The organism is Sphingopyxis sp. (genome assembly GCF_040216815.1).
In the GTDB taxonomy this organism is placed as follows: Bacteria; Pseudomonadota; Alphaproteobacteria; order Sphingomonadales; family Sphingomonadaceae; genus Sphingopyxis.
In genome coordinates this window covers 323140-337587 of sequence record NZ_JAVJOJ010000004.1, presented here as the reverse complement: position 1 = coordinate 337587, position 14448 = coordinate 323140, and the positions used below count along the sequence as shown (strand labels likewise).

At 64.0% G+C, this 14448-nt stretch carries 12 protein-coding genes and 1 tRNA gene; 6 read left to right on the top strand and 7 right to left on the bottom strand.

Annotation, left to right across the window (positions count from 1 at the left end; translation table 11 throughout):
* Positions 1-80 precede the first annotated feature (80 nt).
* The 4 genes from RIA72_RS05445 to RIA72_RS05430 all read left to right on the top strand — a co-directional run bounded on the left by RIA72_RS05445 (position 81) and on the right by RIA72_RS05430 (position 5436).
* Entirely contained in the window at positions 81-2522 is a 2442-nt protein-coding gene (locus RIA72_RS05445) for a TonB-dependent receptor plug domain-containing protein (RefSeq protein ID WP_350031305.1), read from the top strand.
* A gap of 191 nt (positions 2523-2713) precedes the next feature.
* Positions 2714-3337 carry a helix-turn-helix domain-containing protein gene (locus tag RIA72_RS05440; protein WP_350031304.1) on the top strand — a complete coding sequence of 208 codons (624 nt, stop codon included), beginning with the start codon at positions 2714-2716 and terminating at the stop codon, positions 3335-3337.
* Positions 3338-3427: 90 nt separating this feature from the next.
* The gene (locus RIA72_RS05435; protein ID WP_350031303.1) at positions 3428-4492 is read left to right on the top strand and encodes a dipeptidase; all 1065 of its coding nucleotides are present in this window, start codon (positions 3428-3430) and stop codon (positions 4490-4492) included.
* A complete protein-coding gene (locus RIA72_RS05430; RefSeq protein WP_350031302.1) occupies positions 4489-5436 on the top strand; it encodes a tetratricopeptide repeat protein in 948 nt (315 codons plus the stop codon). The genes RIA72_RS05435 and RIA72_RS05430 overlap by 4 nt, the downstream gene beginning before the upstream one ends.
* A gap of 150 nt (positions 5437-5586) precedes the next feature.
* On the opposite strand, the gene RIA72_RS05425 is transcribed toward RIA72_RS05430, so the two are convergent.
* Positions 5587-5662: transfer RNA gene (locus RIA72_RS05425), tRNA-Trp, on the bottom strand.
* Between the two features lie 99 nt (positions 5663-5761).
* On the opposite strand from RIA72_RS05425, the gene RIA72_RS05420 reads away from it, so the two are divergent.
* A complete protein-coding gene (locus RIA72_RS05420) occupies positions 5762-6721 on the top strand; it encodes a DMT family transporter (protein ID WP_350031301.1) in 960 nt (319 codons plus the stop codon).
* A complete protein-coding gene (locus RIA72_RS05415) occupies positions 6718-7338 on the top strand; it encodes a glutathione S-transferase family protein (RefSeq protein WP_350031300.1) in 621 nt (206 codons plus the stop codon). The genes RIA72_RS05420 and RIA72_RS05415 overlap by 4 nt, the downstream gene beginning before the upstream one ends.
* Positions 7339-7811: 473 nt before the next feature.
* Here the strand turns inward: RIA72_RS05415 and RIA72_RS05410 are convergent, their stop codons facing one another.
* The 6 genes from RIA72_RS05410 to RIA72_RS05385 all read right to left on the bottom strand — a co-directional run bounded on the left by RIA72_RS05410 (position 7812) and on the right by RIA72_RS05385 (position 14429).
* On the bottom strand, positions 7812-9371 hold the full coding sequence (locus RIA72_RS05410; RefSeq protein WP_350031299.1) for a fatty acid--CoA ligase: 1560 nt from the start codon (positions 9369-9371) through the stop codon (positions 7812-7814).
* Between the two features lie 101 nt (positions 9372-9472).
* Positions 9473-10120 (bottom strand): DUF938 domain-containing protein, encoded by a 648-nt coding sequence (locus RIA72_RS05405; protein WP_350031298.1) that lies wholly within the window; start codon positions 10118-10120, stop codon positions 9473-9475.
* On the bottom strand, positions 10117-10581 hold the full coding sequence (locus RIA72_RS05400; protein ID WP_350031297.1) for an ABA4-like family protein: 465 nt from the start codon (positions 10579-10581) through the stop codon (positions 10117-10119). Before RIA72_RS05400 ends, RIA72_RS05405 begins: the two co-directional genes overlap by 4 nt.
* 117 nt (positions 10582-10698) lie before the next feature.
* Positions 10699-12246 (bottom strand): aminomethyl-transferring glycine dehydrogenase subunit GcvPB, encoded by a 1548-nt coding sequence (gene gcvPB / locus RIA72_RS05395; RefSeq protein ID WP_350031296.1) that lies wholly within the window; start codon positions 12244-12246, stop codon positions 10699-10701.
* Entirely contained in the window at positions 12243-13601 is a 1359-nt protein-coding gene (gene gcvPA / locus RIA72_RS05390) for an aminomethyl-transferring glycine dehydrogenase subunit GcvPA (RefSeq protein WP_350031295.1), read from the bottom strand. The genes gcvPB and gcvPA overlap by 4 nt, the downstream gene beginning before the upstream one ends.
* 12 nt (positions 13602-13613) lie before the next feature.
* Positions 13614-14429, bottom strand: coding sequence for a glycosyltransferase family 2 protein (locus tag RIA72_RS05385; protein ID WP_350031294.1), 816 nt, complete (start codon positions 14427-14429; stop codon positions 13614-13616).
* Positions 14430-14448: the final 19 nt, after the last annotated feature.

The window sequence follows — 14448 nt, the reverse complement described above, 5'->3', positions numbered from 1 at the left end:
AGGAAAATTATAGAAATCATGGCACATAACGGAAATCAGCGAATTTCCGGGTGGGGAACCGGGTCCAAAAGGAGGGAATAATGTCGAAGTTCGTGTCACGCCTGCTGTTGTCGTCGGCCGTTGCGTTTGGGATTACGCCCATGGCCTATGCCCAGCCGGCGCCGCCGGTCGAGGATGGTGCCGAAACAAGTCAAGGCGGCAGCGACATTGTCGTCATCGGCACGCGCCGCAAGGACCGTTCGATCACCGACAGTTCGGTTGCCATCGACGTGATCGCGCCCGAACAGCTGGAAACGACCGGCTATTCGGACGTCAACGACGCGCTGCGGACGCTCGTGCCCGCGTTCAACGCCCAGCGGCTTCAGGGCAATGACGGCTCGTCCTTCGTGCGCCCGATCACGCTGCGCGGTTCGCCCGCCGACCATGTGCTGCTGCTGATGAACGGCAAGCGCCGCCATCGCGCGTCGATCGTCCAGATCGGCACCGGCCACGCCTCGACCTCGGGCTCGCAGGGGCAGGATTTCAACGTCATCCCGCCGATCGCGCTCTCGAGCGTCGAGGTCCTCCGCGACGGCGCGTCGGCCCAATATGGTTCGGACGCGATCGCCGGCGTGATCAACATGGAGCTAAAGAAACAGCCGAGCGGCGGCTCGATCATGGGCCAGGTCGGTGAATATTTCAGCACCGGCGGCCGCACCTATGACATCCAGGGGCATATCGCGGTGCCCGTCGGCGGCAACGCCTATTTCAACCTCGCCGCCCAATATACCGACCAGGCCAAGGCCTATGCGAAAAAGGCGGTCCATTCGGGCGCCGCAGCGCTGCGGGCGATGGGGATTCCGGGCGTCCCCGAACATCCAGAAGGCAATCTCGACCCGCGTTATATGGCGTTCAAATCGGTCTGGAACGCGGGGATCGAGCTTAGCGACGAGCTCGAACTCTACACCTTCGGCAATTATATGACGGGCAAGAGCTCGGTCACTTTTGGTCTGCGCCAGCCGCTCACCGCGGGCGGGCTCAACCGCCACGGCACCTATGCCAATTCGGCGTTCGACCAGTCGGCCGCGCACCCCGAAGTCTTTGACCTGACCGCCATCTATCCAGGCGGCTTCACCCCCGAATTTCGCGGTCATCTGGAAGATTTCAGCGCCCTCGTCGGCCTGCGCGACCAGGAGGGGCCGCTGACGTGGGATCTTTCGGCGCGCTATGGCACCAACACGGTCGATTATTCGATCACCGGTACCATCAATGCGTCGATGGGTGTCCGCTCGCCGACCTCGTTCAAGCCGGGGTCGCTGACCCAGCGCGAAATCCAGTTCGACGCCGAAATCGCCTATGAGCTGACCGACAATATTCTGGCCTTCGCGGGCGCCAGCCACCGCAAGGAAACTTACGTCATCGGCGAAGGCGATGTCGCGAGCTACACCACCGGCCCGTTGCAGGATCTGCCCGCCGGCTCGAACGGCTTCCAGGGCTTCTCGCCCGAATTTGCCGGCAGCTTCGATTCGAACAGCTATGCGGTCTTCGCCGAAGTCGATGCCGACATCACCCCCTGGTGGAACCTGTCGGCGGCGGCGCGCTATGAGGATTATGACCAGTTCGGTGACAATTTCAGCTACAAGGCGGCGACGCGCTTCGAACTCAGCGACGCCTTTGCGCTGCGCGGGTCGGTCAGCACCGGATTCCGCGCTCCGGCGGCGGGCCAAGTGTTCGGCACCAGCCTGACGTCGCAGCTCGACGGCGTCGGTGGCTTCATCCTAGACGCCGTGCTCGTTCCGGGCTCGCCCGCGGCGCAGGTCTTCGGATCAAAGGCGCTCACCCCCGAAACCTCGTTCAACATGTCGGCGGGCATGGTCTTCACCGGTCTCGACGGCTTTCTCGCGACGCTCGATTTCTATCAGATCGACGTCGACGACCGCCTGCTGCTAACCCCGTCGCGGAACACGACCGCCGCCGAGCGCGCCGCGCTCGCCGCGATCAACTTCCCGAACGGCGCCGACATCGAACAGGTGCGCTATTTCCAGAACGAAATGGACACGCGCGTACGCGGTTTCGACTTCGTCAGCACCTATCGCCACAGCTGGTCGGACAATGCCTCGACCGATTTCAGCCTGGCGGTGAACTATAATGAACAGCATCTGCGCGGCGCGCCGCCTCCGGGGTTCAGCCCGGCAATCGTGACCGAGTTCGAACGCGGCACCCCGCGCTGGCGCGGCAATTTCTCCGCTACGACCAAGGTTGGCGACTTCGGCTTCATGGCGCGGGCAATCCATTATGGCGCGTGGCGCCGCCTTGACGGCGCGAGTTTCCTGCCGCGCAAGGCGGTCACGTTGTTCGATGCCGAAGTGACCTATTCGGGCATCGAGGGTGTCGACGTCAGCGTCGGCGCGCGCAACATCTTCAACATCTTCCCGCCGGATCGTGGCGCGGCGCGCGCGCGCGCGGGCCTGATCTATGACAACCACAGTGTATTCGGGGTTGCGGGCGGCTTCTATTACCTCAACGCCAAGTATAAATTCTGATCCGGACCGCCAGGGGGCAGGACAAATTTCCGATGGTCGACGCGGCAGCGGTATAGCGGATATGCCAATATCGTAGCCTATCGGAAATTTGTGCCCTATAGATTGCTGGGCTGGCCGACCGGGCTTCGTCGCCCGACCGACCCCGATCGCCAGCGCCATATGATCGCGCGCGAGCCAAGGATTGGAGATTTATGCCGCCCAGAAATGGAGACGAGCCGGAAGTATTGGGCGCCGTCCGCACTGCGAAGCGGCCTCGGTCGGAAGGCTTTCACCTGGGCGAACGATTGCGTCAGCTTCGCAAGGAGCGCGGCATGACGCTGGAAGACGCGGGACGGCTGACCGGACTTGCGGCATCCACACTATCGAAGATCGAAAACGACCAGATGTCGCCGACGTTCGACGTCGTGCAAAAGCTGGCGGCGGGTTTCGACATCGACATTACCGAACTCTTCGCCAGCAATTCGGGGCAGGATGCCGCGGGGCGCCGCAGCGTCACAATGGATGGCGCCGGGCGACTGATGGAAACCGAGGTTTATCGTCACAGGCTGATCGCCGCCGAGCTCAAGAACAAGAAAATCCTGCCTTTCGTCACGACGATCAAGGCGCGCAGCCTCGAGGATTTCAAGAGCTGGTCCCAGCATAGCGGCGAGGAGTTCCTCTACGTCCTCGAAGGCGAAATCTGTTTCCAGACCGAACATTACGAGCCCGCGATCCTGGGCGTCGGCGACAGCATCTATATCAACAGCAATATGCAGCACGCCGCCTATTCGACCAGCGAGAAGGACGCCGTCGTTTTGTGGGTCAACACCGGCTGACCGCACGGGGCCGGTCCCAAATCTGTGGACTTGCAATAATTTTCCTATCGGCTAATTTCTTTCCGATGCAGAATTGGAGAGGGTAAGGCGATGGACAGACGGAATTTCATCCTGTCGGGGGCGGCAATGTCCGCAACGATGGCACTGGCGCCCGGCGCGGCGGCGCGCACCGTCGCGCGACCGCTGACGTTCGACGCGATGGGCGAAGTACGCTTCGAATATGATGCCGCGCTGATCGGTGCGATGCGCGCGAGCGGTCTCGACGCGATCACCATCACGCTGTGCGACCCCAAAGTTTATGAGGGGCAGGCCTATGAAGAGGCTGTGCAGGCGGTGCTCGACCATGACGCGCATATCGCCAAGCACCCTGAGCTGTTCCTGAAAGCGACGAAGACCAGCGACATCGACGTCGCACGCAAGAACGGCCAGCTCGCGCTCTTCTACCTTTTCCAGAACAGCACCCAGTTCGGGCGCGACCTCGACAATGTCGACCTGTTCCGCAAGCTTGGCGTCACGTCGGCGCAGATCACCTATAACGACCAGAATTGGGCGGGCTCGGGATGCAAGGAGCTCGGCACGAACGGACTGACGCATTTCGGCCGCGACCTCGTCGGGCGGATGAACGAGCAGCGCATGCTGATCGACCTGTCGCACGCGAACATGCAGACGATGGCCGATACGATCCACGCGTCGAAGGTGCCGGTGATCGTCTCGCACACCGCATGCATGGCGGTGCACCGGAATGTCCGCAACACCACCGACGCCAACCTGCGCCTGCTCGCCGACAAGGGCGGGGTCGCCGGCATCTGCCAGATGCGGCCGTTCCTGACGACAAAGCGCGCGGGCGCGCTGCCCGAATATTTCCGCCATATCGACCATGCGGTGAAGGTGATGGGCGCCGACCATGTCGCGATCGGCAGCGACCGTGACCACCGTGTCGTCGAGATGACCGATGCCTATATCGCCGAGCTCAAGGCCGAGGAAGGCGCCAATTTCAACGAAGCCGACTGGCCGCTCTTCATCGACGAACTCAACGGTCCGCGCCGGATGGAAGTGGTGTGGGACGGGGTGCGCAAACTCGGCTATCCTGCGGCCACGGTCGAAAAGATCATGGGAACCAACGTCCGCCGCATCTATCAGGAGGTGATCGGATGAGTTCGCGCGTCGTGGCTTCCGGCGCAGGCGCCATCCTCCTCCTGATCATGGCGGTCGCCCCCGCGTCGGCGAATGAAAATGTCCCTGGCGCCGACGCGGGGAATTGCACCACCAGCCTGATCAGCACGCCGCTCACAATCCCCCAATATCCGCCCGCGACGCAGAAGAGGCTGGACGAGGATATCGAAATCGCGCGTTTTGCGCTTCGCGTCGCGCCCGATCGCGAGGAGTCGCATTTCTGGCTCGGCCGCCGACTCGGCTATGCCGGGCGGGTATGCGAGGCGATTGCGGTGTTCAGCGACGGGCTGAAGACCTTTCCGGACAGCTATAAATTGCGCCGCTATCGCGCGCGGCACCTCGCCCGAGCGCGCGCCTTTGACGCGGCGCTGGCCGATTATCGCGACGCATTGGCGCTGATGGAGGGAAAAGCCGACAGTTTCGAGCCCGACGGACTGCCGAATGCGGTCGGCCTGACGATCGGCACCTATCGCAGCAACATCGTCTATTATCACGCGCAGACAAGTTTCGCGACCGGCGACTATCCGACGGTGGTGACGGGCATGGCCAGGTCGCTGGAACTCGCACCCGACTTTGCGCGCAACGACATGCGCGTCCCGACCGCCTATTGGACCTATCTCGCCTATCGAAAAATGGGTCAGCACGATAAGGCCCGCGCCGTGATCGACGCGATCGAGCCGGGACTGAAGCTTATCGAAAACGATGTCTATTATCAGGCGGTCCAGATCATGCAGGGCCGGCTCGACCCCGCGGATTTCGAGGACACGCGCGACAGCACGATCAAGTTCGCGATCGCGATGGAACGCCGCTTTGCCGGCGACGAGGCAGGCGCCAGGGCGCTGCTGACCGAAATCGTCCGCGAAAATCCGCAAGGGCACTGGCCATCGGAGGCCGAATTGTCGCAGCCGGACCGCAAGGCCAGCTGACCACAGAAACCGCCCCGGATCAGGCGGATCGATACCAGATATTCTTCATGGGCGTGCAGCGGTTGTGCGCGCGACATCGCGCTGTGCCCCGCCCTCCTCATTTGCGAATGAATATCCGAAGCCTGGCCACGCTTTTGCCGGATGGCGGCCTGGCAGGGGCAGCAGGACTCGAACCCGCGACCCTCGGTTTTGGAGACCGATGCGCTACCAACTGAGCTATACCCCTAGGCCGGAGTGCGCCCCTAACCCGATTGGCGGGGCGGAGCAAGGGGAATGACGGGGAAATGACGCGGGATGACGACTTGCGCGTCCGGGCGGGGCTGATATGCGCAAAAGCCGCATGGCCGCCGTTCCACCCCCCGCCGCCTCCGATGGCCCACCGCAACATTATCTCGGCGGAATCGCGCTACGGCTGCTCGCGATGATCAGCCTGTCGCTGATGTTCGTGCTCGTCAAATATGTCGATGCGGCGGGGGTGCATATCGTCGAGAGCCTGTTCTGGCGGCAGGCGCTCGTCCTGCCCTTCCTGCTCGCCTGGGTAATGGCGACGAGCGGGCTCGCATCGTTGAAAACGCAGCGGATCGGCGCGCACGCGCGGCGCATGGCCATGGGGCTTGCGGGAATGGCATGTAATTTCGGCGCCATGATCCTGCTGCCGATGGCCGAGGCGACGACCATCAGCCTGTCGGTACCGATCTTTGCCGTGATCTTTGCTGCGCTGCTGCTTGGCGAAGCGACGGGGTGGCAGCGGTGGAGTGCGGTGATCGTCGGTTTCATCGGCGTGCTTTTGGTGCTTGATCCAATCACCGGCTTTGCCGGGGGCTTTGGGGGCGAACACGGGGTGGGCACGATCGTCGCGCTTTCCGGCGCGATTATGACCGCGCTCATCACCATTGCCGTGCGCGACCTGGGCCGCACCGAAAACGCCGCAACGATCGTTTTCTGGTTCAGCCTGTTATCGATGATCCCGCTCGGTATCGCGCTGCCTTTCGTCATCACGCCGCATGACGGCCGCGAATGGCTGCTCCTGATGGGGCTCGGTTTTCTCGGCGCGGTCGTCCAGATGTCGCTGACCGGCGCGCTGCGCCTCGCCCCGGTGTCGGTCGTGATCCCGATGGATTATTCAAGCCTGCTCTGGTCGATCGCGGCCGGCTGGTGGTTCTTCGGAACGCTGCCCGCCGATACGACGTGGATCGGCGCACCATTGATCGTCGCGTCGGGCCTGTTCATCGCATGGCGCGAGCATCGCCGCCATATCGAACGTCCCAAGGAGCTTGCCGCATGAGTTTGCCGACCTTCTATCACTGTCCCGACGCGCGCTCGCTCCGCTGCCTGTGGGCCATCGAGGAAGCGGGGGTCGACGTCGATCTTCGCCTGCTCAAGTTCCCGCCGCGCGCGTTCGAGCCCGATTATCGCGCGGTGAACCCACTGATGACCGTGCCCGGCTGGGTCGAGGACGGCCGGTTGATGACCGAGTCGGCGGCGATCTGTGAACGCATCGCCGAAGGGACGCCGCTGGAAGTACGCCGAGACGAGGCCGATTATTGGGATTATCGCAACTGGCTGCACCGCAGCGACGCAACGCTGACCTTTCCGCTCGCGATCATGATCCGCTACACCCGCGTTGAGCCCCCGGAGCGACGGCTGGCGCAGGCGGTCGAGGATTACAAAGCCTTCTTCAGTGGCCGCGCGAAGAGCATCGAAGCGGCACTTGCCGATGGGCGCGAATGGCTGGTCGCTGGGCGCTTCACCATCGCCGACATCACAATCGGCTATGCAGCCTTTCTCGCGACCGCGCTCGGCGCTGACGATGTGCTGGGCGATGCGACAAAGGCGTGGCTTCGACGCTGTACGGCGCGCGACGGGTTCCGGCGCGCGCGCGAAAGACAGGCAGCCACCTGACGAAAAAGGGCTCCACCCTGGGGTGAAGCCCTCTGTGCCCCCCGGTGCATGGCATGGCGACGGGGAAACGCATCGGCCCTTCGGGGGTATGGGTCGCGTGAAGGGCCGTATGTGGGACCGATTTTATGCATGATCCGGCAGGTTGGCTTTCACATTCTCACGGCCCGATACGGCCCCCTGCGAAGGCGCTTCGGCTCGGGGGACAGCGAGTGACCATGAGCTCTCCAACGAGGAAGCGATGCCAAGGGTGATAACGGAAATCTGATGCTGCATATCCAAGGCCATTCTTTCGCCGTTGCACGCTTGCAACAGCGTGCAAGGTCTTGGGACTCAACGCCGCAGCGAAGGTCAGGGCCCGCCTCGGCAGGGACCGGGCCAACCGCACCGATCTCCCCTTTTTCGAGAGCTAGCTTTTTAGCGGGCGCCAGGCGGGACCGGCAAGCTCCGCAATCGGTCGACAGCGGCTATTCGCGTCAATTCACCATCCGCTCATAACCTTCCCAATAGGGCGCGCGCAGATCCTTCCGCAAAATCTTGCCGCTGGCATTGCGCGGCAACGCGTCGATCACATCGACGCTGCGCGGCGCTTTGAAGGGCGCGATGCGCTCGCGCGCCCAGGCGATGATGTCGGACTCCTCGACGCTGGCGCCGGGCTTGGCGACGACCACGGCCTTCACCGTCTCGCCCCATTTTTCGTCGGGAATGCCGATCACCGCGACCTCTTGCACCGCGGGATGGCCAAAGATCGCGCTTTCGACCTCGGCCGGATAGACATTCTCCCCGCCGGTGATGATCATGTCCTTCATCCGGTCGTGGATATAAAGATAGCCGTCCTCGTCGAGATAGCCGGCATCGCCGGTATGAATCCATCCGTCGGCGCTCAACGTCCGCGCGGTCGCATCGGGCAGGTTCCAATATCCCAGCATATTGTTCGATGAGCGCGTCACGACCTCTCCCACCTCGCCGGTCGGCAGGGGGTTGCCGTCGCCATCGACGATGCGGATCTCGACGCCGGGAAGCGCTTTGCCCGCCGACCGCATCCTTTTGTTGCCCGCGGGATCATGGTCCTCGGGCGGCAGCATCGAAATCGTGCCGGTGGTTTCGGTCATCCCATAGGCCTGGATGAACTGTGCGCCGAACATCTGGATACACTGGCGCAGCAGTTCGAGCGGGATGGGCGCTGCGCCATAGAGGATATATTTGAGCCGGCTGTAGTCGACGCTGGCGCAGCGGGGGTGCATCAGCAGCATCTGAAGCGCCGCTGGCACCATGAAAAAGCGGGTGACGCCATACTGCTCGACCGCGTCGAACACGCCATCGGGATTGAATTCGGCAAGCACGACACCGGGCAGACCCGCCGCGAGCGCCATGATGCCGAGCCCGGTGCCGCCGATATGCGCACAGGGCATCGCAACCAGCACGGCCTCGTCATCCTCCCATTTGGTATAGGGCATGTCGAGCTCGCCCGAATGTTTGCGCAGCGCGAAGAGGTTGCGATTGGACAGGACCGCGCCCTTCGGATTGCCGGTGGTGCCCGATGTGTAAAGCTGAAGCACCGCATCGTCGACCGCGGACGGTTCGAAGGGCGTCCGCCTGGCGCCTTCGATCATTGCCCAGGCCGCGGCGGCGCCGATGATCGCGGGATCGTTCGTCGGCCTGCCCGCAAGCTGATCGGCCAGCCCCTCGAACCCCGGCCCGGCGAAGACCATCTGCGCCTGCGTGTCGTTGACGATGAAGGCCCATTCGGCGGGCGACAGCCGCCAGCCGATCGGCGCCATCACGATCCCCGCCCGCGCCGCGCCATAGAAGAGTATGAAATACAGATCGCTGTTCTTGCCGATCCACGCGATGCGATCACCCTTGCCCAGCCCCGCGGCGATCAATGCCGATGCAACGCGCGCGGTGAGATCGTCGAGATCGGCGTAGCTGTATGCGCGATCTTCTTCGCGCAGCGCCACCCGATCGGGCCGCTCGGCCGCCCAATGCGACAGAAATTCATCAAATGTGAAAAGCTCCGATACGTCGCGAGCCATCGCCTCTCTCTCCTCGAATCGCGTCGTTCGCGCGTTTGGATAGAAAGCTAGCGATTGATGCGGCGACGTAAAGCGCCGATCCCCCTACCCTGTCATGTCCGTCAGGTGCGGCGGAAAAGCAGCATCAGATTATTCGCGGGCATGGCGCGCCGGTCGGCGAAAGCCAGGCCGGCGTCCGCGGCGGCGGCCTCGACCGCGTCCCTGTCGCGAAGTCCCCATTCGGGATTCCGTGCGCGCAGATTGGCATCGAAGTCGAGGTTGCTTGCCGCGGTCGGCACATCGGCCTCGATATAAGGGCCATAGAGGATCAGCGGCGCACCGGGCGCCAGCAGGCGCGCGGCCCCGGCGAACAGGCCAAGCGTCGCTTTCCAGGGGCTGATATGCACCATGTTGATGCAGAGGATCGCGTCGGCGGCGCTCACGGGCCAGTCCGATGCGGCAGCGTCGAGCATCAGCGAGGGACGAAGATTGGACAATGCGGCCTCGCCGCTCCAGGCAGCGATGGAGGCCAACCCGGCGCGATCGGGGTCGCTCGGTTGCCAGTCCAAGTGCGGAAAGGCGGCGGCGAAATGGACCACATGCTCGCCCGACCCGCTCGCTACCTCGACCACCATTCCCGACGGGGGCAGCCAGTCGGCCAGAACCTGCGTTATCGCATCGCGGTTGCGCAGCGTTGCGGGGGCGTGGCGCTTGGCCGCGGTTCCGCCATCCTCCGCCATCCAGGGCTGCGGCGCTTTGCCGTCCGTCATGCTGCTTTCGCCTGCGCTTTCGTCAGCGCCCGCGCGCGGCGCTCTCGCACGATCAGCCAGGCAAACAGGCCAACCGGCCCGACGAGCAGCGTCAACAGCAGGAAGGGAAATTGCACCACGCGGCTGAACCCCTTTTGATCGGCGTCGCGCGCGATCCACATGCCGGTGAACAAGTCGAACGCCAGATAATGCGTCCAGCCGATGACCGCGCCGCCCTTGGTATCGAACAGCGCCATCACCCCCACGAGGGTCGAGAAGTCGGCGGCGCCGCGCGTCCCGCCGGGATCCATGCCGCCTGACATGACACCGATCAGAAGGATGGTGTAGGTCAGGCAGAGCAAGGCGACGCCCAGATAGAGGATCAGCGCCAGAATCTTTGGCCCGCGCGGCAGGAAAACGAGCGCCAGCCATGCGGCAATCGCCCAGCCGTTGGCCAGGGTGAATAATGTTTCCCAGCTCATGCCCCTCTCCTACCCCCTATTTTTGCTGTCACCCCGGCGCAGGCCGGGGTCTCACCGATGCGTGTCGGATCACCGCAGAGACCCCGGCGCAGGCTGGGGTGACGATGAACAAAGACCTCAATCTTCCCACGCCAGCACTGGCTTGCGCGCCGCAGCGGTTTCGTCGAGCCGCGCGCGCGGTGCGAAATGCGGTGCGGACTTGAGCGCGGGATCGCCGTTCTTCGCGCGCATCGCGATGCTGCGCAGCGCGCCGATGAACTGGTCGAGCACCGCCTTGCTTTCGGTCTCGGTCGGCTCGACGAGCATCGCGCCATGGACGACGAGCGGGAAATAGACCGTCATCGGGTGATAACCCTCGTCGATCAGCCCCTTGGCGATGTCGAGCGTCGAGAAGCCTTCGGCAAGTCCCTTGTCGCTGAACAGCGCCTCGTGCATGCACGGACCCGATGAGGCGAAGGGCGCGTCGAGCACATCCTCCAGGCTGCGCAGCACATAATTGGCGTTGAGCACCGCATCCTCGGCGACCTGCTTCAGCCCGTCGGCGCCGTGGCTCAGAATATAGGTCAGCGCGCGGGTGAACATGCCCATCTGGCCGTGGAACGCGGTCATGCGGCCAAAGGTGTCGGGATGTTCTTCGCCCGCGCTTTCCTCTTCGACCAGCTTGAACGACCCGTCGGCGTAGCGCGCCGAATAGGGGATCGGGCCATAGGGCGCGAGCGCTTCGGACAGCACCACCGGTCCGGAACCAGGGCCGCCGCCGCCGTGGGGGGTCGAGAAGGTCTTGTGCAAATTGATGTGCATCGCGTCGATGCCCAGGTCGCCGGGACGCACCTTGCCGACGATCGCGTTAAAATTGGCGCCGTCGCAATAGACATAGCCGCCCGCGGCATGGACCGCGTCCGAAATCGCCTTCATGTCGCGTTCGAACAGGCCGCACGTATTGGGGTTGGTGATCATCACCCCCGCCACATCGGGGCCGAGCCGCGCTTTGAGCGCCTCCAGATCGACGCGGCCTTCCTTGGTCGCCGGAATATCCTCGACGGTGAAGCCTGCAAACGCTGCGGTCGCAGGGTTGGTGCCGTGCGCGCTTTCGGGGACGAGCAGCACGCGCCGGTCCTCGCCGCGCGCTTCCAAGGCAGCCTTGATGCAGAGAATGCCGCACAGCTCGCCATGCGCGCCCGCCTTGGGCGACATCGCGACGCCATACATGCCGGTCAGGTCGATCAGCCAGAAGGCAAGTTCGTTGATCACCGCGAGCGCGCCCTGCACCGTTTCCTGCGGCTGGAGCGGGTGGACGTCGGCAAAGCCCGGCATCCGCGCTACTTTTTCGTTGAGGCGCGGATTATGCTTCATCGTGCAGCTGCCGAGCGGGAACAGGCCGAGGTCGATCGCGTAATTCTGCCGCGACAGGCGCGTATAGTGGCGCACCGTTTCGGACTCGCTAAGCCCCGGCAGGCCGATGGGCGCGCTGCGCATCAACGACCCCAGATCGGCGGCGGGCGCGGCTTCGTCGAAATCGACGCCGGTGGTTTCAGTCGATCCAATCTCGAAGATCAGCGGTTCCTCGAGCATCAGCGCGCGGTTGCCAGTGAAAGTCACATTGTCGTCGGCACCGCCCGCAACGTTCATTTCGGGGCGCCAGCCGGCGGGGTTGAGCGCGGTCATGCCAGCACCTCCTTCAGCGCCGCGGCAAAGGCGGCAATATCCTCCTCGGTCACAGTTTCGGTCACGGCGACCACCAGCCCTTTCGAAAGACCGTCATTGTCGGGATAGAGACGGCCGAGCGACACGCCGCCCAGCACGCCCTTTTCGGCGAGCTTGTGCACCGTCGCGCGCGCGTCGCCGGGCAGCAGCAGGGTAAATTCGTTGAAGAAGCTGTCGTTCATCACCGACACGCCGGGCACCTTGGCGAGTTCGGCAGCAGCGGCCTTTGCCCGCCCATGGTTGATTGCGGCGAGCTGACGCAGCCCGGCTTCGCCCAAAAGGGTCATGTGAATACTGAAGGCCAGCGCACAAAGCCCTGCATTGGTGCAGATATTGCTCGTCGCTTTCTCACGGCGAATATGCTGCTCGCGCGTCGAGAGGGTAAGCACGAAGCCGCGCTTGCCCTTGGCATCGACCGTTTCGCCGCACAGGCGCCCCGGCATCTGGCGGACATATTTGGACTTGCAGGCAAACAGGCCGACATAGGGACCGCCGAATTGCAGCCCGACGCCGATCGCCTGTCCTTCGCCTACCACGATGTCGGCGCCCATTTCGCCGGGAGATTTGATGAGGCCCAGCGCGACGGGTTCGGTTACGACCGCGATCAGCAGTGCCCCCGCTACCTGGCACGCCTCGGCCAGCGCCGCCATGTCGTCGATCCGGCCCAAAATGTCGGGATATTGAACGACGACGCAGCTCACCTCTTTGTCGACCGCCGCGGCGAGCGCGGCCCAGTCGGTTCCGGCTTCGAGGGCCGGGTCGCCATCGACCAGCGTGTCGCGCGTATATTTCGCCATCGTGCGCGCGACGCTGCGATAATGCGGATGGAGTCCGGTCGAAAGCAGCGCCTTGCTGCGCTTGGTGATGCGCCGCGCCATGACGATGGCTTCCCAGCACGCCGTCGAACCGTCATACATGGACGCGTTGGCAACGTCGGTGCCGAACAGCCGCGCGACCTGGCTCTGAAACTCAAAGAGCATCTGGAGCGTGCCCTGCGCGATTTCCGGCTGATAGGGCGTGTAGGCGGTGAGGAACTCGCCGCGCTGGATCAGATGGTCGACGCTGGCGGGAACATGATGCCGATAGGCGCCCGCGCCAAGAAAGAAGGGTCCGTCGCCTGCGACCCGGTTACGGCGCGCGAGAGCGCCCATATGGCGTTCGACCGCAAGCTCGCTCGCGCGTAGCGGCAGCCCCTCGATCGGTCCGTCGAGCCGGGCTTCGGCTGGGACGTCGGCGAACAGATCGTCGATCGACGGCGCGCCGATGGTCGCGAGCATCGCGGCGCGATCGTCGGGGGTCAGGGGGAGGTAACGCATGAACTACTCCGGTTAAGATACGGAAGAAGATGTAAAGAGTGGCGCAAGATCGGCGAGCGATCCGCGAAAGGTGGCGGGACCGCTGTGCGTCGTGCGCACCCATGGCGCGAACCAGATACGAAAGCCCGCGTCGCGCGCGCGGCGGCAAAAGGCATAATCTTCGGAGAGCATCAGCCCGCTTGCGCGGTCTATCTCGGGAAGGAAGAGCGCATGGACCGTCTCGCGCACGCCGGTTCCCTGCCGGTCGCGCGCGTCGGTACGAAAGGCCAGCTCGGGGTGCCGCGCGCGGAGCGTTTCGACGACGTCGCGGCGGATGAGCATCAGCCCGGTGCCAAGCTGCGACAACTCGACAAGATCGGTCAGCGCAAAGCGTTCGTCGGGGCGCAGGAAGCTGAGCGCAAAATCACCCGTAAACCGGGCGAGGTCGACGGGATTATCCCGGCCCAACCCGGCCTCTGCCGCGCGCGCGACCTGCGGCCAGTTGATCGTCCGGCGCGGAACCGCCGCACCCAGGATGGAACAATCGGGCCGCGCCGCCATCGCCTCCACCATCGAAAAAATGTCGGCGGCAGCGAAGTCGATGTCGGCGTCGACGAACAGCAAATGCGTGCAATCGCTCTGCACGAACAGGTCAGCCAGCAGGCTGCGCGCACGATGAATCTGCGCTTCGTGGAGAATGAACTCGAACCGTACCGGCACGCCCTTTGCCTGCGCCGCAAACACAAGCGCCAGTGCCGCGCGGACATAGCTGCCCTGCGCGCCGTCATAGATGGGCGTCGCCACCATCAGGCGGCAATCGGCGAGTGCGGGATCAGCTGCGGTCATCATGTCCCTCCCCCTCCCGCCC